The sequence below is a fragment of the Actinomadura sp. 3N508 genome (assembly GCF_044326375.1).
Taxonomy (GTDB): domain Bacteria; phylum Actinomycetota; class Actinomycetes; order Streptosporangiales; family Streptosporangiaceae; genus Spirillospora.
Genome location: NZ_JBIRAX010000002.1, coordinates 802537 through 818059, shown reverse-complemented (window position 1 = coordinate 818059; position 15523 = coordinate 802537). Strand labels below are relative to the sequence as shown.

The following is a 15523-nucleotide window of genomic DNA, read 5'->3' as shown; positions in this document are numbered from 1 at the left end:
AGAACCCATGACAATTCGGTAGTGCGCTCCTGACAAAACCGATTGACCCCTTCTGGGAAGATCGGATGCATGTACGAGCGTTTCGCCCACGAATACGCCGCCCATGCCGAGGACAGCGCCTACAACGCCCTTTACGACCGTCCCGCCGTGCTCGGCCTCGCCGGCGACGTCGCCGGCCGCGCCGTGTTCGACGCGGCCTGCGGCCCCGGCCTGTACGCCCGCGCACTGCTGGACCGCGGCGCCCGCGTCACCGGCTGCGACGTGAGCCCCACCCTGGTCGACCTCGCCCGCGCCCGCTGCGGAGGCCGCGCCGACCTGCGCGTCCACGACCTGTCCGAACCGCTGACCTGGGTCCGGGACGGCTCCGCCGACCTGGTCGTGTTCGCCCTGGCGCTGCACTACATCGACGACCGGGTGGCGCTGCTTCGCGAGTTCCGCCGGATACTGGCGCCGTCCGGTGCGCTGGTCCTGTCGACCGAGCATCCGACCACGGCATGGGCGCGCCTGGGCGGCTCCTATTTCACCGAGGAACCCGTCGAGGAATCGTTGAGCCCGGAGCGGGACTGGCCGATCCGGGCCTGGCGCCGCCCGCTGACCGCGATCTGCGCCGAGTTCCGTGAAGCCGGATTTCTCATCGAGGAACTGCTGGAGCCGCGTCCCGTCCCCGAAATGGCCGACCGCTATCCCGAGGACCACGCGAAACTGGAGGACCACCCGGCCTTCATAGCCTTCCGCCTCATTCCGGCTCCGGGGCCGCCGCCGCGTCCTCCGAGATGATGCGCCACGCGCCGACCTCGCTGTAAGCGGAGTCGTAGATGACCGACTCGTCGCCCGGCTTCAGCTCGTAGTGGTGCAGGTTCCCGCCCCAGTAACGCAGGATTCGCTGCAGCTCGCGGACGGCGTCATCGGCTACGGCGCCTTCGGTCATGTCGACTTCCAGGACGAACTTCACGGCCCCACCTCCACGATCGCCTTTTCCGCGTCACGAGCTTAGACCGGCGTATCTGGCCGGGGAGACGCCGACCGTGGCCGTGAAGTCGCGGGTGAGGTGCGACTGGTCGAAATAGCCGAGGTCGTCGGCCAGCGCCGCCCAGTCGACGCGGACGCCCTCGTCCGCACGCGACGCGGCCTCGTGCAGCCGCGCCCGGCGCAGCACCCATTTGGGGCTCGCGCCCACGTATTCGGCGAAGAGCCGCTGGAGCGTGCGGGCGGACACGTGCAACGCCTCGGCGGCCTGGTCGACGCGGAACAGGGCCGGGTCGGCGGTGATCGTCTCGACCATGGCCGCCACCTCCTCGGCCACGGGATCCGGCGCCGGGAGGACGTCGCCGTCCAGCAGGAATTCCTCGGCCAGGCGCACCATCGAGTCCAGGCCGGTGTGCCGGAGGACGGCGTGGCCGACCTCGTCCACCCGGGAGGGGAAGACGGTCGCGGCGGGGACCCGGCGGTCGGCGAGGTCGATGACGGGCCCGCCCGCGAACGGGCGGAAACAGCCGGGCCGGAACTTCACGCCGAGGACCTGGCCCCGGCCTTCGAGACGGCGGACGAAGAGGCTCCGGTCCACCCCGTACACCAGCGGGGCGGGCTCCTCGAAGACGAGGTGGACGTTCGGGTGCGAGAGCACCTTCGTCTCGTACGGTTCGTCCGTCCGCCACCGGACGTGCCAGTAGAACTCCACGAAGCGCGCCAGGGCGGTGGAAGGGGCTCGCCGGTCCAGTTTCGCGATGCTCGCGTGCTCGTGGGGATACAGCACTCCGCGTCCGAAGTCCGCCACCTGACCAGCGTACTTGGCGCGTTTGTCCAAGAGGCGGCCCGGCGGGCGTCCGTAGCGTGAGGGCCATGCACGAACAGCACTCTCACATGAAGGAATGCGCCGCCGAGGCCGCTCGCGTGGCGCGGGCCGTCCCGCACGACCGGTGGACGGACCCGACCCCGTGCGCGGAGTTCGACCTCCGGGCGCTGGTCAACCATCTGGTCCTCTACACCTCCCACGGGCTGGAGCACCGCGCGCTGCGCAAGGAACTCCCGGACGAGCTGACCGGGCGCGACTTCACCGCCGGCACCGCCTGGCCGGACGAGTACGCGGCGCAGCTCGACCGCGCGGTCGCCGCCTGGGCCGACCCGGCCGTATGGGACGGCGACATCAACGGCACGCCCGCCCCCGACATCGCCGCGATGATGATCCTGGAGATGGCCCTGCACGGCTGGGACGTCGCGAAGGCCACCGGCCAGGACTATCGCGTCTCGCCGGAGACCGGCCGGTTCATCCTCCAGGTCGTCGAGCAGTACGCGGAGATGTATCGCCAGTACGACGGGTTCGGTGCCGCCGTGCCGTCGCCGGGTGAAGGCGCGTCGCCGTTCGAGAGCGCGCTGGCCGCCTCCGGCCGGGACCCGGGCTGGCGCAGGCCCGGCTAGGAGGCCGAGGCGGGTTCGCCGGTGGCGGGGACGAACGGCCTGCGCCCGCCCGGCACGCCGGTGTGGGTCTCGCCGTCGCTCTCGTAGCGGAACGCGAACGGCAGCCCGGCGGCGGCCAGCGGGCGCGGACGGTCCATGAGGTGGAAGTGCAGATGCGGCTCGGACGTATTTCCCGAGTTTCCGACCTCGGCGAGCACGTCCCCGGCCCGCACCCGGTCGCCCTTCCTGACCCGCAGCGACCCGTGCCGCAGGTGCGCGAACAGCGCGTACACCCCGTCGCCGAGATCGAGCACGACGGAGTTGCCGATGACGAACCGTCCCGCCGACAGCGTCAGCAGGGACAGCACCGGCCGGAACACGAGCCCCTCCACCAGCAGGTATGCGAACGCCAGCGGGGTGTTGCGGCCCCAGTGGTCGCGCTGCCGGTCGCCCGCCTGGACGACGACGCCGTCGGCGGGGGCGGTGACGGCACGTCCGAACGCGGGGAACGTCTCCGGCCGGGGCGCGAGCAGCCCCTTCCGCAGCGGTCGCCATTCCCGGTCCGGATCGGGCACGTGGACGAGGTCGATCGCGTACGCCTGGCCCAGCTCGTGCGTCCCGTGGCTGGGAACCTTGTCGGCGGGACTGTTCACCGGCACCCACCGCCCCTCCACCGGGCACCGCAGGACGACGGGCTCCCGCCCCGAGGCGGCACCGGGCACGAAGATCAGTACGACCCCGGCGGCGATCAGGACGAACCCCGCCACCGTCACCGCGCCCACGCCGTGCAGCGGCGCGGTCAGCGCCAAGCCCATTCCCAGCAGGACGAAGAGCGTCCTGAACCGAGCCAAAGTCCTGTGCATTTCCGCCTCCGATGGGAGCGCTCAGCGGCGGCTCGCCGCGAGCATCGTGAGTATCGGCACTACCCGCTCGCCGGGGACGCTGTAGCGCCCCCGCGCGGTGGTACGGAGCCAGCCGGCGGCGACCAGCTGACGCAGATGGTGGTAGAGCTGCCCGGTCGTGCCGAGCCGCTCCAGCGAGGCCAGCTCGGCGGTCGTGCGGGCACCGTGCAGGATCTCCCGGAGCAGCAGGAGCCGGACGGGGTGCGCCAGCGCCGCCAGCCTCTCGGCCGACTGCGACCAGTCGTCCGCCAGGAGGTCGTCCACCGGATGGCCCTGCTGCCACTCGTAGTGCTCGCCGCCCGGCAGGGTCACCGAGCCGGTGAACAGCACCGCGCCGGGGTCGTCGACGCGGTCCTTCAGCGTGTCCAGGGCCCAGAACGTGTCGTCGTCCCGCCGTGGGGATTCGGCGTCGTGGGGACGCGTGCGTTCCAGCCCGGCCACGCGCTCCTCCAGCCGCGTGACCCGTTCCGGCAGCCCCTGCTCCTCCATGATGGCAATACTACGTAACTACGTAATTTCGTCAAAGGGGCTCGGGAGGGCGTCGGAAGGCCGTCGGAGGGTGTTGAAAACCGGTCGTGGGGGTGGTCTGGCGCGGGTTAGCGTCCGGGCATGAGCGAAGAGCCGCCGGACACGTTGACCGGCACCCGCGAACTACTGCTCGGCTACCTCGACTTCTACCGCGACGCCCTGCTGCGGAAGCTGGACGGCATGCCGGAGGAGGACCTGCGTGCCAGCAGGCTCCCGTCCGGCTGGTCACCGCTCGGGCTGCTCAAACACCTGGCGTACGTGGAACGCCGCTGGTTCCGCTGGGGCTTCGCCGCCGAGCGGCTGGACGACACCGGCGGCGACCGGGATCCGGACACGGGCGCCTTCCACGTCCGTCCCGACGAGTCGGCGGAGGAGATCAGGGCCCTCTTCCTGGACGAGTGCGCCCGCACCCGCGAGATCGTCGCCGCGGCCGACCTCCAGGACGTGGCCCGCACCGGCGGCGGCTTCACCCCGCCCGAACACCACCCGGCCCTGATCTGGATCCTGTTCCACGTTCTGCAGGAGTACGCCCGTCACGTGGGGCAGCTCGACGTCGTCCGCGAACTCGCCGACGGCGCGACCGGCGCATAGCGGGGCGTTGAGTCGTCAGCGGAGTTTCTTGGTGAGGATCTCGAACTGCAGGTCGTCGCGTTTGGGGAGGCCGAAGCGCTCGTCGCCGTACGGGAACGGTGACAGCTCGCCCGTCCGGACGTAGCCGCGGCGGACGTACCAGGCGATCAGCTCCGCGCGGGCGCTGATCACCGTCATGCGCATCTCCGCCGCGCCCCACTCGTCGCGGGCCAGCCGTTCGGCCTCGGCGAGGACCTGCTTGCCGAGGCCGCCGCCCTGCATGTCCGGGCGCACCGCGAACGTGCCGAAATAGGCGTGGCCGTCGCGGTTCTCCAGCTGGCAGCAGGCGGCCAGGACGCCGTCGCCGGTCTCGGCGACGAGCATCCGGCCGGAGGCGTCGGTCACCACCGCCAGGACCATGTCGGCGTCCGTGCGCTGGCCGCCGAGCAGGTCCGCCTCGGTCGTCCAGCCGGCGCGGCTGGCGTCGCCGCGGTAGGCGGACTCGATGAGGGCGACGAGGCCGGGGACATCGGCCGGGGTCGCGGTGCGGAAGGTGGGGCTCGGGCTCGCGGGCGTCACAAAGCCCGACTCTAATGCCCGATGTGTCGCGCTCTGGATCCTGGTTGCGCGTTCGTGCGCGGGGGGCATGTCAGCGGGCCGGGAGGATCCGGCCGGTCACCTCGCCGAAGCCGAGCCGGGTGCCGGACGGGCCCGGGGCGGTGGCGGTGATGGCGACCTCGTCCCCGTCCTCCAGGAACGTGCGGGGTTCGCCGTTGACCTCGACCGGTTCCTTGCCGCCCCAGGTGAGCTCGATGAACGCGCCGCGCTGGTCCTTGTCCGGGCCGGAGACCGTGCCGGACGCGAACAGGTCGCCGGTACGGGACGACGCGCCGTTCACCGTCAGGTGCGCGAGCATCTGCGCAGGCGACCAGTACATCTGCCGGTAGGGCGGCCGGGACACGACCTGCCCGTTCCAGGAGACGGTCAGATCGAGGTCCAGCCCCCAGGGGTTCTTCTCCCGCAGGTACGGGAGAGGCTCCGGGTCTTGGGGCGGTGTGGCGACGCGGGCCGATTCCAAGGCGAGGAGGGGGACGACCCAAGGCGAGATGGACGTCGCGAAACTCTTCCCGAGGAACGGGCCTAGCGGCACGTACTCCCAGGCCTGGATGTCGCGTGCCGACCAGTCGTTGACGAGGACGACGCCGAAGACGTGCTGGTCGAAATCGTCCGCGGTTATTTGGGCGCCGATGGGGGAGCCCGTGCCGACGACGAAGCCGACCTCTGCCTCGATGTCCAGGCGGCGGCTCGCCCCGTAGGTGGGCGCGGTGTCGGCGGGGGCCTTGCGCTGGCCGCTGGGCCGGACGATGTCCGTCCCGGACGGCACGACCGTCCCGGCGCGGCCGTGGTAGCCGACCGGGAGATGCTTCCAGTTCGGCATGAGCGGCTCGGAGCCGGGCCGGAACAGCCGCCCGAGGTTGGACGCGTGGTGCTCGGACGCGTAGAAGTCGACGTAGTCGGCGACCTCGAACGGCATGTGCAGCGTCACGGTGCCGATGGGATGGACGGCGTTGTCGTCGATGTCGCCCGCGACGAGGGCGCGGATCCGCTCGCGGACCTCCACCCAGCGCGCATGGCCCTGCGCCATGAACGGGTTGAGGGATGGCGCGTCGAAGACCGCGTCGACGAGCGTGAGGTCGACGACGTGATCGGCCACGCGGACGCCCACGCGCGGGGTGGCCAGACCAGGGGCGGAGAACACGCCGTAGGGGAGGTTGGCGAGCCCGAAGAGGGAGTCTTCCGGTATCGGGATACGGGTCATCGGGTGGTCTCCAGAAGGACGGGCGCGAGCAGGCCCAGGTCCGTGAGTTCGTTCAGTGGGTCGGTGATGCTGCACGTTCCGAACGAGAGGAAGCGGGCGCGGGCGGCGTCCGTCCGGTCCATGTCCAGGGCGTCCACGCGGGACGCGATCGACGGCGCGTCCCGGTCGGCCAGGATGGCGGACAGTTCGGCCACCGGGCGGCCTTCGGCGGCGGCGTCGGTCGCTAGCAGCAGGTTGAGGAATCCGTGCTGGTGGAAGCCGGTCTCCGGGTCGGTGTTGCGGACCGGATGGTGCAGGCCGGCGGTCGCCTTGAACGGGACTCCGGCGTCCACGACCGACTTGATCGCGGTGGCCAGCTCGTCCGGGCTCGGGTAGAGGTGCGGCTTCACGCCGCCGGTACGGAACTTCGCGCGGTGCCCGAGCTCGGCGACGGCGTCGATGATCGACGGGCGGCGCGCGTCGCGCGGGACCTCGACGTACACGGGCACGTCGACGGTGCCGAGCAGGCGGAAGAACTCGTCCGCCTCCATCCCGGCCGGCACGGCGACCTCCAGCCCGCGCAGGTCGACGGGCAGTTCCGCCGCCTTGGCCAGCGCCTTCGCGGCCTCGCACGGGCCGTCCGGCGCCGTGATCGCCAGGTCGAGCGGCGGGGCGCCGCCGGTGCTGCTCGCGTCGCCGATGAGTTCGTCCAGCGCGTCGAGTGCGCTGGCCGGGAGGATGAGCGGGCCGACGAGTTCCGCGTAGCGGGCCGAGCGGTGGGCGCGGTGGGCCGGGACGGCGACGTCCAGCGGCGCGAGCCCCGGCGGGAACACGGCCGCGTCGTCGAAGAGCCCGGCGGCGAAGGCGGGGAAGATCGGGAAACCGGCGAAGCCGGACGAGGGGCTCACTGCCCCCGCCTCGCCCAGGTCCAGGCGTACGCCTCGTCCTCGCAGGCCAGGCCGCCCTCGCCGAGTTCCAGCGGGTGGAAGGTGTCGACCATGACGGCCAGCTCGTCGAAGAACTCGACGCCGATGCTGCGCTCGTACGCGCCGGGCTGCGGGCCGTGCGCGAGCCCACCGGGATGGACGGAGATCGACCCCGGCCCGATGCCGGAGCCCTTGCGCGCTCCGTAGTCGCCGCCGCAGTAGAACATGATCTCGTCGGAGTCCACGTTGGAGTGGTAGTAGGGCACCGGAATCGACAGCGGGTGATAGTCGACCTTGCGCGGGACGAAGTTGCACACCACGAAGTTGTGGCCCTCGAACACCTGGTGGACGGGCGGCGGCTGGTGCACGCGTCCCGTGATCGGCTCGAAGTCGTGGACGCTGAACGTGAACGGGTACAGGCAGCCGTCCCAGCCGACGACGTCGAACGGGTGCCGGGCGTAGGTCATGCGGGTGCCGGTGATGCCGCGCGAGCTGCGGTGCTTGACGAGGACTTCGACGTCGGTCGCGTCCGACTGGAGCGGCTCGGCCGGGCCGTGCAGGTCGCGCTCGCAGTAGGGGGCGTTCTCCAGGAACTGCCCGAAGCGCGACAGGTAGCGCTTCGGCGGCGCGATGTGGCCCCTGGCCTCGATGGCGTACGCGCGGAGCGGCTGGTCGCCGGTCGGCAGCCAGCGGTGCGTGGTGGACGTCGGGATGATGACGTAGTCGCCCTGCTTCGCCGCCAGCGTCCCGAAGATCGTCTCGACGGTGGCGGTGCCGGACTCGATGTAGACGATCTCGTCGCCGGTCGAGTTGCGGTACAGCGGGGAGTCGGCGGCGGACACGACGTACGACAGCCTCACGTCGCTGTTGCCGAGGATCAGGCGCCGCCCGGTGACGACGTCGGTCTCGGCCCACGTCTCCTTCGGGAACAGCTCGTGCAGCTTGAGATGGCGCGGCTTGAGCGGATGGTTGGGCGTCGTCGTCCCGTCGGGGGTCTCCCAGACCTGTGAGTCGACGATCGCGGACGGGATCTCCCGGTGGTACAGGAGGGAGGAGTCCGACGAGAACCCCTCCTCGCCCATCAGTTCCTCGAAGTAGAGCCGCTCTTCGCCGTCCCCGTGCTCGATGTGACGGTGCTGGGTGTGGCGTTTCGGCGGCACGTGGCCGACCCGGCGGTAGTGGGCCATGCTCCCTCGCCTCCGATGGTTAATGTGTTAACTAGTTTGTGCCGACACTACGACTCTTCTCCGGAGGAGGGAAGGGCCTAACGTCGGGGAAGTCGCCGGCTTGGTCGCCGGCTTGGTCGCCGGCTCGTCATCAGCTGCGTTCGCGGGCGTCGAACTGCTCGCGGCCCGCGATCAGCTTGTCCAGCAGCATGATCAGCATCTGCTGCTCGGTCTCGGTGAGCACGTCCGCCCACTGCCGCTCGCGCTCGTTCTGCACGGCGAAGATCTCCAGCATGGCGCGGCGCCCGTCCTCGGTCAGCGACATGATCACCGACCGGCCGTCGCGCTCACCGGGCGTGCGGGCGAGCATCCCGTCCGCGACGAGCGTCTTGGCCAGGTTCGAGACGGCGGCCCTGCTCATCCCGGCGAGCGTCGCGGCGCGTCCGGGCTCCAGCGGGCCCGCCAGCCAGGTGACGAACAGGAGCCGGAACGCCGCCCACGAATGCCCGCGCGGCCGGTGGACGGTGGACTCCAGGTCGTAGGTGACGATCGCCGACGCCCGGTTCAGCGTCAGCAGCAGCCGGGTCGCGAGCCGGTGCGGGAAGCCGAACTCGTCCGCGAGCCGGTGCCCGGCGAGGTCGACGAACGACCAGAAGTCGAGCTGCTCGCCGGTGCCGTTCGCGGCCGGATCCTTCCCAATGTGATTCATGGTTTGACTATTTAACTCGATCGCGGCGCGGGTGTCAGCCGGTCGGCGCCGGGTGGCGCGGAGGGGCGCCGGGTGTCAGCCGGAGATCATCGGGCATCTCCAGGGGAAGCGTGCTCGGGGAGGGACGATGGCGACGGTCGCCGACCAGTTCATCGAGGTGTTGCGGCAGGCCGGCGTCCGGCGGATCTACGGGGTGGTGGGCGACAGCCTCAACCCGGTCGTGGACGCCGTCCGCCGCACGGACGGCATCGAATGGGTGCATGTCCGCAACGAGGAGGCGGGCGCGTTCGCCGCGGCGGCCGAGTCCCAGACGACCGGACGCCTCGCCGTGTGCGCCGGGAGCTGCGGCCCCGGCAACACCCACCTCATCCAGGGCCTGTACGACGCGCACCGCTCGGGCGCGCCCGTCCTGGCGCTGGCCTCGCAGATCCCGAGCATCCAGGTCGGCAGCGGCTACTTCCAGGAGACCCATCCCGAACGGACCTTCGTCGACTGCAGCCACTACTGCGAGTCGATCAGCACGCCCGCCCAGATGCCGCGCATCCTCCGGACGGCGATCCAGCACGCGGTCGGGCTCGGCGGCGTCGCCGTGCTGACCCTGCCGGGCGACATCGCCAGCCAGGACGCCGCGAACGCGACCGGCGAGCACGACTTCCTTTTCCGGAAGGGGATCGTCGTGCCGCCGTCCGACCAGGTGGCGCAGCTCGCGGGCGCGCTCAACCGGGCGCGCAAGGTCATGCTGTTCTGCGGCTACGGCGTCAGGGACGCCCATTCCGAGGTGATGGAGCTCGCCCACAAACTACTCTCGCCCGTGGGGCACGCGCTGCGCGGCAAGGAATGGATCCAGTTCGACAACCCGTTCGACGTGGGAATGAGCGGGCTGCTCGGCTACGGCGCCTGCTACGAGGCCATGCAGGAGGCGGATCTCGTCCTGCTGCTCGGCACCGACTTTCCGTACGATCCGTTCCTGCCGGGCAAGAACACCATTCAGATCGATGACGACGCGTCCAAGCCGGGCCGCCGCACTCCTCTCGACCTGGCGGTTCACGGCGACATCGGGGAAACGCTCCGGCTCGTCCTGGAGAAGGTTGAGCAGAAGCGCGACCAGTCGTACCTGGACGAGATGCTGCACCGCCACGCCCGCGCCCTGGAGAACGTCGTCTCCGCCTACACGCGCGACATCGAGAAACACATCCCGATCCACCCCGAATACGTCGCGAGCGTCCTGGACGACCTCGCCGCCGACGACGCGATATTCACCGTCGACACCGGCATGTGCAACGTCTGGGTGGCCCGCTACATAACCCCCAATGGACAGCGTCGCGTGATGGGCTCGTTCGTCCACGGGTCCATGGCGAACGCGCTCCCGCACGCCATCGGCGCCCAGTACGGCGCGCCCGGCCGCCAGGTCATCTCCGTGTCCGGCGACGGCGGTCTCGGAATGCTGCTCGGCGAACTCCTCACGGTGAAACTGCACCGCGTTCCCGTGAAGATCATCGTGTTCAACAACGCGTCGCTGGGCATGGTGAAGCTGGAGATGATGGTGGACGGCCTCCCGTCCTACGAAACCGACCACGAAGCCGTCGACTACGCGGCGATCGCCGAAGCGATCGGCATCGAATCGGCCCGCGTGGAACGCCCTGCCGACGTCCGCACCGTCATGGAACGCGCCCTGGCCGCCCCCGGCCCCTACCTCCTGGACGTCGTCACCGACGCGAACGCCCTCTCCATTCCGCCGCACATCACCCCGCAGCAGGTGAAGGGCTTCGCCCTCGCCGCCGGGAAGACCGTTCTCACCGGCGGCGTCGGCAAAATGCTGGACCTGGCCCGGAGCAACCTCCGCAACATCCCAAGACCGTGACCGGGCGGCGATTTTCAGGTCGGGATACGGACGGCGGCGCCTGAGACGCGGACGCGGGGATCGCCGTCGCGGAGTTCGACCGTGAGGAGCCCGGGACGGCCCATGTCCTCGCCCTGGTGAAGCGTGAGCGTCGCGGCGGAGGCGATCTCGCCGAGTTCGCGCAGGTACGCGCCGAACGCGGCCGCGGCGGCGCCGGTGGCCGGATCCTCGACCACACCGCCGACCGGGAACGGGTCGCGGGCGTGGAAGACGTACCACGACGCCCGCCACACCAGCTGGACGGTGGTCAGGTCGTGCGCGGTCATGTAGGCGAGCAGGCGGTCGAAGTCGTAGTCCAGGTCGGCGAGGCGTTCGCGGGTGGCGGCGGCCAGGACCAGGTGGCGGGCTCCCGCGTAGGCGAAGCGGGGCGGGAGGCCGGGATCGAGGTCGTTGTCGTCCCAGCGCAGGGCGTCCAGGGCCTCGGCGACGTCGGCCGCCTCCTCCAGGTACGGCTCCACGCTGGTGAGGGTCGCGTTGAGGACGCCGCCGACCTCGGCGACCTCGACGGGAACCGTGCCGCTCCTGGTGGCGAACGTGAACGCGCCCGGTCCTAGCCGTTCCGCCAGGGCCACCGCGGTGGCGACGGTGGCGTGCCCGCAGAACGGCACCTCGGCCTTGGGACTGAAATAGCGCAGCGTGAACGCCCTGCCCGGCTCGCCGAGGCCGTCCGGCGGCGCGGTGAGGAAGGCGCTCTCCGAATAGCCGAGGTCCGCCGCGACCGCCAGCATGGCCGCGTCGTCCAGCTTGGACGCGTCGAGGACGACCCCGGCCGGGTTGCCGCCCCCGGGGTCGGTCGCGAAGGCGGTGTAGTGCAGGACGTCACTGCTCAGATCGGTCATGCGTCATAGAACACCAGGCACCGCCGGCGCGATACCCGCGGGGTGCAGCGTGGTCACGGCGTTTCGACGCTCTTCTTGTGGGCTAGGGCGGCGAGTACTTCCCAGATCAGGCGATGGGCGTTGTTCACCGTCAGATCCGCGTGGTCGTAGGGCGGGCAGACCTCTGTGACGTCCATCGCCACGATGTTGGTGTGCAGCGCGACCTGGCGGACGGCGCGGAGGAGGTCGGCCGGGCTCAGCCCGCCGGGTTCGGGCGTGCCGGTGCCGGGCGCGAAGCCCGGATCGAGGACGTCGATGTCGATGGACAGGTAGATCCCGTCGGTGCCGTCGCACGCCTCGGTGACGGCGTCGTCCATCACGGCCTTGATCCCGCGCTCCCAGATCTCCTGCATGGTGTGATGCCGCATGCCCTGCTCGCGCATCCACTCCTGCACGTCGGCCGGGGGCCAGTAGCCGCGCAGCCCCACCTGGACGAAGTCCCGCCCCGCGATCGCACCCGACTCGATCAGCCGCCGCATCGGCGTCCCGTGGCTGGCGAGGTTGCCGCGGAGGATGTCCGCGGTGTCGGCATGCGCGTCGAAATGGACCATCCCGATCCGGCCCGGGTGGGCGGCGGCGATCGCCGTCCCGCTCGGCCAGGTCACCGAGTGGTCGCCGCCGATCGCCACGGGGATGATGCCGCGGCCGGCGACGTCCAGCACCCGCCGGTGGATCGCCTCGCGGGACGCCTCCCACATGCCGGGCGAGACCAGCGCGTCGCCGTAGTCGACCACCGTCAGGTGGTCGAAGATCTCGACTTGCAGGTCGAGGTGGTAGCTGCCCGCGTCGTAGGCGTTCGCGCGCAGCGCCCGGGGGCCGAAGCGGGCGCCGGGACGGTTGGTGGTGTTGTCGTCCCACGGCGCGCCGATCACGGCGACGTCGGGACGCCACTCGTCGAGCTGCTCCGGCTCGGTCAGGTGCGGGCGGAGCCCGAACGTCGGCACCCCCATGTAGGAGGAGGAGTCGAGCTGGGCCTGCATGCTGGGCGCCAGGACGGGACGGGCCGGGCGGTCGCCGGAGGATTCGTGCGTCATGCCGACATTTCATGGCGGCGGTGGTCCGGTGCCAATGAAGGTAGCGTGCGGCTTAATGGTCAGCTTTGTGCTCGACGTCGAGGACCTCGCCGACGCCCGGTTCGCCGTCTCGCCCTTGCAAGAGGCCGTGCTCAGCCTGCGGGTGCTGCGCGACCCCGGGTTGCACGCGTTGCATCTGCTGTGGCGCAGGTCGGCCCTCACCCGGCTCGGGGACGTCGACTCCGCGCTGCTGATGTCGCTGATCGGACGGCGCCTCGCCCTGCCCGACTTCCTGACGCCGCCGCCGGCCGCGTTCGCTCCCGCCTTCGAGGACGAGCTGGACGTCGTCCGCCGCAGCCGTCCCGATGTGGTGCGCCGGGATCTCGCCGGTGTCCATGCGCCGGGCCCGGTGCCCGAGGCGCTGCGTGCGGCGGTCAGCGGGGACGACGCGTCCGTGGCCCGGCTCGGTGACGCGATCTGCGACGCACTGCTCCGGTACTGGAGGGTGGCCGTCGAACCGGTCTGGCCGCAGATGCGGCTGGTGCTGGAGGCGGACATGACCTACCGCGCGCGGCGGCTGGCCATGGGCGGCGCGCGGCTGCTCTTCTCCGACATGCACCCCGACCTGCGCTGGCGGGACGGCGTCCTCACGATCGACAGGACGATCGGCGAGCATCGCGTCGTGTCGTCCGGGCGGGGACTGCTGCTGATCCCGTCGGTGTTCGCCCACCGGCCCGCGCCTCCGGTGAGCGCGGACGAGCCGCCGCTGCTCGCCTACCCCTGCCGTGCGGTGGCGACGCTGTGGGCCCCCGCGCCGGCGCCCGACGTGACCGCGCTTGGGGCGCTGGTCGGCGAACCCAAGGCCAGACTGCTCCGCCTCTTGGACGAACCGCTGGCGACGGTCGAACTCGCCCACCGGCTGAGGGTGACGCCGAGTGCGGTGTCCCAGCACCTGCGTGTGCTGCACGGGGCCGGCCTGGTCAGCCGTGCCCGCCAGGGACGTCGCGTCCTGTACCGGCGCAGCCCGCTCGGCGACCAGCTCACCGCTCACAAGGGGGCGCGTCTTCCGGGTGGGGAGGCGGGCTCGGACAAGGAAAAAGCCCGCCGAGCGGCTCCCGGCTAATGGAAGGGGCGGGCCATTTCGGCGAGGGTCTCGTCGGTCGCGTCCGCCAGGGGACGGGCGGGGCGCTCGTCGATCTCGGCCAGCGTGGCGATGCGGAGCGCCGTCATGAAGGCCCCGGCCAGGACGCGGGGACGGACACCGCCGGGCGGCAGCCCCTCGCGGGCGGCGATCAGGTCGGCGAAGTCGCGCTCGAACCCGGCGTAGTGGGCGAGGAGCCGGGCCAGGACGGCCGGGTTCTCGCGCGCGAGCCGGGCCTGCTCGGCGCACACCGGGGCGCACGCCGTCACGCCGTCGCCGTCGGCCTGCTCGTCGAGCGCGGCGCGGAGGGCGGTCCAGGACGGTTCGCCGCGCGGACGCGCCTCGAACGCTTCCAGCAGGGCGCGCATCCGCCGTTCGGCGCCGTAGAGGAGCGCCTCTTCCTTGCCGCCGAAGTAGTTGGAGAAGGTGCGGCGGGAGACGCCCGCGGCGTCGGCGATGGCCTCGACGGTGACCTCGTCCAGGCCGTGCTCGGCGGCCAGGCGCATCGCGGCGTCGTGCAGCGCGCGGCGCGTCGACTCCTTCTTGCGCTCGCGCAGCCCGCCGGTCGTCGCCATGGTCGGACCAGCGTACCCAAGCGACGAACGCCGCCCGGCGGGGAACGTCCACCCCGTCCGGCGGCCGAGCGTACCCATCGGCTAATCTTGACAATGACTAGATTAGTGATGGAGACAAGGAGACGACCGATGACGGACGATCCCGGCCTGGCGCGGCAGATGTGGCACCAGCTCGAAGCCGTGCACGCCCTGTTCTGGTACTCGCCCGAGGTGTTCGCCGAAGCCGCGGCGCTCGGCTACAAGGTCGATGACCGCTGGCCGAGCTACTTCGCCTGGCGTGCCGCACCCCTCGGCGCGGCCGGGCCCGAGGCGGTCTCGTCCGCCTTCTACAGCTTCAGCCCGCGGATGGTCGCCGAGCACATCCCCGCGGCCTGGACGGTCGCGTCGCCCGACCGCGTCCTGGAGGCGCGCACCCGCGCCGTCGACCGGATGTACCGTGCGCTGCTCGGCGACGCCGGCGTCCACGCCCCCGAGCTCGCGGAGGCCGCCGGCCTGGCCCGTGCCGCCGCCGAGGCCGCGAGCACCGCGGGACGACCGCTCGCCGCCGCCAACGCCGGCCTGCCCTGGCCGGACGAGCCGCACCTCGTCCTCTGGCACGCCATCGGCATCCTGCGCGAGCAGCGCGGCGACGGGCATGTGGCCGCGCTGCTCACCGCCGGTCTCGACCCGGTCGAGGCGCTCGTCTCGTTCGCCGCGGTCGGCGCCGCGCCCGCGACGGTGTTCGCGAGCCGGGGCTGGACGGACGCCGAATGGTCCGCCGCCCACGACCGTCTCGCGTCCCGCGGGCTCGTCAACGCGGACGGCACCGCCACCGGCCGGGGCCGTGAGCTGCGCGATTCCGTCGAACGGACCACCGACGACCTGGCCTACGAGCCGTGGCGGACGCTCGGCGCCGGCAAGGCCGGACGCCTTGCGGAACTCACGATGCCGATCCTGGTCAAGGTCCTGGAGACCGGCCTGATGCCCGCCCAGAACACGCTCGGCATCGGCAGGATTGCGGCCCCGCCGCGCTAGCCCGCGGTC

Annotated in this window: 18 protein-coding genes; 6 read left to right on the top strand and 12 right to left on the bottom strand. The window is 71.5% G+C overall.

Going from position 1 to position 15523, the window contains the following annotated elements; translation table 11 throughout:
- Nucleotides 1-69 precede the first annotated feature (69 nt).
- Nucleotides 70-777, top strand: coding sequence for a class I SAM-dependent methyltransferase (locus ACH34S_RS09955; RefSeq protein ID WP_395952199.1), 708 nt, complete (start codon nt 70-72; stop codon nt 775-777).
- Here ACH34S_RS09955 and ACH34S_RS09950 read toward each other — a convergent pair.
- Together ACH34S_RS09950 and ACH34S_RS09945 are read right to left on the bottom strand one after the other, a co-directional pair.
- On the bottom strand, nt 737-952 hold the full coding sequence (locus tag ACH34S_RS09950) for a hypothetical protein (protein WP_395952198.1): 216 nt from the start codon (nt 950-952) through the stop codon (nt 737-739). The two genes, ACH34S_RS09955 and ACH34S_RS09950, sit on opposite strands and share 41 nt — an antisense overlap.
- Nucleotides 953-982: 30 nt before the next feature.
- A complete protein-coding gene (locus tag ACH34S_RS09945) occupies nt 983-1774 on the bottom strand; it encodes a DUF6597 domain-containing transcriptional factor (RefSeq protein ID WP_395952197.1) in 792 nt (263 codons plus the stop codon).
- A 65-nt stretch (nt 1775-1839) separates the two neighbouring features.
- On the opposite strand from ACH34S_RS09945, the gene ACH34S_RS09940 reads away from it, so the two are divergent.
- On the top strand, nt 1840-2415 hold the full coding sequence (locus ACH34S_RS09940) for a TIGR03086 family metal-binding protein (RefSeq protein ID WP_395952196.1): 576 nt from the start codon (nt 1840-1842) through the stop codon (nt 2413-2415).
- Here the strand turns inward: ACH34S_RS09940 and ACH34S_RS09935 are convergent.
- Together ACH34S_RS09935 and ACH34S_RS09930 are read right to left on the bottom strand one after the other, a co-directional pair.
- Nucleotides 2412-3257: a M23 family metallopeptidase gene (locus tag ACH34S_RS09935; RefSeq protein WP_395952195.1), complete on the bottom strand. Its 846-nt coding sequence runs from the start codon at nt 3255-3257 to the stop codon at nt 2412-2414. The two genes, ACH34S_RS09940 and ACH34S_RS09935, sit on opposite strands and share 4 nt — an antisense overlap.
- Before the next feature lie 21 nt (nt 3258-3278).
- Complete coding sequence (locus ACH34S_RS09930; RefSeq protein WP_395952194.1) at nt 3279-3785, bottom strand: ArsR/SmtB family transcription factor; 507 nt, start codon at nt 3783-3785, stop codon at nt 3279-3281.
- Between the two features lie 120 nt (nt 3786-3905).
- Between ACH34S_RS09930 and ACH34S_RS09925 the strand changes: the two genes are divergently transcribed.
- Entirely contained in the window at nt 3906-4415 is a 510-nt protein-coding gene (locus tag ACH34S_RS09925; protein ID WP_395952193.1) for a DinB family protein, read from the top strand.
- 15 nt (nt 4416-4430) lie between these two features.
- Here ACH34S_RS09925 and ACH34S_RS09920 read toward each other — a convergent pair whose 3' ends face one another.
- The 5 genes from ACH34S_RS09920 to ACH34S_RS09900 all read right to left on the bottom strand — a co-directional run bounded on the left by ACH34S_RS09920 (nt 4431) and on the right by ACH34S_RS09900 (nt 8993).
- Nucleotides 4431-4973: a GNAT family N-acetyltransferase gene (locus ACH34S_RS09920; protein WP_395952192.1), complete on the bottom strand. Its 543-nt coding sequence runs from the start codon at nt 4971-4973 to the stop codon at nt 4431-4433.
- Nucleotides 4974-5043: 70 nt separating this feature from the next.
- A complete protein-coding gene (gene fahA / locus ACH34S_RS09915) occupies nt 5044-6213 on the bottom strand; it encodes a fumarylacetoacetase (RefSeq protein WP_395952191.1) in 1170 nt (389 codons plus the stop codon).
- Nucleotides 6210-7100: a hypothetical protein gene (locus ACH34S_RS09910; protein ID WP_395952190.1), complete on the bottom strand. Its 891-nt coding sequence runs from the start codon at nt 7098-7100 to the stop codon at nt 6210-6212. The genes fahA and ACH34S_RS09910 overlap by 4 nt, the downstream gene beginning before the upstream one ends.
- On the bottom strand, nt 7097-8305 hold the full coding sequence (locus ACH34S_RS09905; RefSeq protein WP_395952189.1) for a homogentisate 1,2-dioxygenase: 1209 nt from the start codon (nt 8303-8305) through the stop codon (nt 7097-7099). The genes ACH34S_RS09910 and ACH34S_RS09905 overlap by 4 nt, the downstream gene beginning before the upstream one ends.
- A gap of 130 nt (nt 8306-8435) precedes the next feature.
- Nucleotides 8436-8993, bottom strand: a complete 558-nt coding sequence (locus ACH34S_RS09900) for a MarR family winged helix-turn-helix transcriptional regulator (RefSeq protein WP_395952188.1) — start codon at nt 8991-8993, stop codon at nt 8436-8438.
- A gap of 127 nt (nt 8994-9120) precedes the next feature.
- Here ACH34S_RS09900 and ACH34S_RS09895 point away from each other — a divergent pair, with 127 nt between their 5' ends.
- The gene (locus tag ACH34S_RS09895) at nt 9121-10854 is read left to right on the top strand and encodes a pyruvate dehydrogenase (protein ID WP_395952187.1); all 1734 of its coding nucleotides are present in this window, start codon (nt 9121-9123) and stop codon (nt 10852-10854) included.
- Between the two features lie 14 nt (nt 10855-10868).
- Here ACH34S_RS09895 and ACH34S_RS09890 read toward each other — a convergent pair whose 3' ends face one another.
- Nucleotides 10869-11732 carry a PhzF family phenazine biosynthesis protein gene (locus ACH34S_RS09890; RefSeq protein ID WP_395952186.1) on the bottom strand — a complete coding sequence of 288 codons (864 nt, stop codon included), beginning with the start codon at nt 11730-11732 and terminating at the stop codon, nt 10869-10871.
- A gap of 53 nt (nt 11733-11785) precedes the next feature.
- A complete protein-coding gene (speB, locus tag ACH34S_RS09885) occupies nt 11786-12805 on the bottom strand; it encodes an agmatinase (protein ID WP_395952185.1) in 1020 nt (339 codons plus the stop codon).
- A 55-nt stretch (nt 12806-12860) separates the two neighbouring features.
- Here speB and ACH34S_RS09880 point away from each other — a divergent pair, with 55 nt between their 5' ends.
- A complete protein-coding gene (locus ACH34S_RS09880) occupies nt 12861-13907 on the top strand; it encodes an ArsR/SmtB family transcription factor (protein ID WP_395952184.1) in 1047 nt (348 codons plus the stop codon).
- Here the strand turns inward: ACH34S_RS09880 and ACH34S_RS09875 are convergent.
- A complete protein-coding gene (locus ACH34S_RS09875; RefSeq protein ID WP_395952183.1) occupies nt 13904-14500 on the bottom strand; it encodes a TetR/AcrR family transcriptional regulator in 597 nt (198 codons plus the stop codon). The genes ACH34S_RS09880 and ACH34S_RS09875 overlap by 4 nt on opposite strands.
- A gap of 129 nt (nt 14501-14629) precedes the next feature.
- On the opposite strand from ACH34S_RS09875, the gene ACH34S_RS09870 reads away from it, so the two are divergent.
- Nucleotides 14630-15514 (top strand): hypothetical protein, encoded by an 885-nt coding sequence (locus ACH34S_RS09870; protein WP_395952182.1) that lies wholly within the window; start codon nt 14630-14632, stop codon nt 15512-15514.
- The last annotated feature ends 9 nt before the right edge of the window (nt 15515-15523 follow it).

Excerpts from the sequence above, each read along its gene's own strand:
- ACH34S_RS09905 (WP_395952189.1), bottom strand. The coding sequence starts at position 8,305 with ATGGCCCACTACCGCCGGGTCGGCCACGTGCCGCCGAAACGCCACACC.
- ACH34S_RS09930 (WP_395952194.1), bottom strand. The coding sequence starts at position 3,785 with ATGGAGGAGCAGGGGCTGCCGGAACGGGTCACGCGGCTGGAGGAGCGC.
- ACH34S_RS09870 (WP_395952182.1), top strand. The coding sequence starts at position 14,630 with ATGACGGACGATCCCGGCCTGGCGCGGCAGATGTGGCACCAGCTCGAA.
- ACH34S_RS09890 (WP_395952186.1), bottom strand. The coding sequence starts at position 11,732 with ATGACCGATCTGAGCAGTGACGTCCTGCACTACACCGCCTTCGCGACC.
- ACH34S_RS09895 (WP_395952187.1), top strand. The coding sequence starts at position 9,121 with ATGGCGACGGTCGCCGACCAGTTCATCGAGGTGTTGCGGCAGGCCGGC.
- ACH34S_RS09925 (WP_395952193.1), top strand. The coding sequence starts at position 3,906 with ATGAGCGAAGAGCCGCCGGACACGTTGACCGGCACCCGCGAACTACTG.
- ACH34S_RS09900 (WP_395952188.1), bottom strand. The coding sequence starts at position 8,993 with ATGAATCACATTGGGAAGGATCCGGCCGCGAACGGCACCGGCGAGCAG.
- fahA (WP_395952191.1), bottom strand. The coding sequence starts at position 6,213 with ATGACCCGTATCCCGATACCGGAAGACTCCCTCTTCGGGCTCGCCAAC.
- ACH34S_RS09880 (WP_395952184.1), top strand. The coding sequence starts at position 12,861 with ATGGTCAGCTTTGTGCTCGACGTCGAGGACCTCGCCGACGCCCGGTTC.
- ACH34S_RS09935 (WP_395952195.1), bottom strand. The coding sequence starts at position 3,257 with ATGCACAGGACTTTGGCTCGGTTCAGGACGCTCTTCGTCCTGCTGGGA.
- ACH34S_RS09940 (WP_395952196.1), top strand. The coding sequence starts at position 1,840 with ATGCACGAACAGCACTCTCACATGAAGGAATGCGCCGCCGAGGCCGCT.
- ACH34S_RS09955 (WP_395952199.1), top strand. The coding sequence starts at position 70 with ATGTACGAGCGTTTCGCCCACGAATACGCCGCCCATGCCGAGGACAGC.
- ACH34S_RS09875 (WP_395952183.1), bottom strand. The coding sequence starts at position 14,500 with ATGGCGACGACCGGCGGGCTGCGCGAGCGCAAGAAGGAGTCGACGCGC.
- speB (WP_395952185.1), bottom strand. The coding sequence starts at position 12,805 with ATGACGCACGAATCCTCCGGCGACCGCCCGGCCCGTCCCGTCCTGGCG.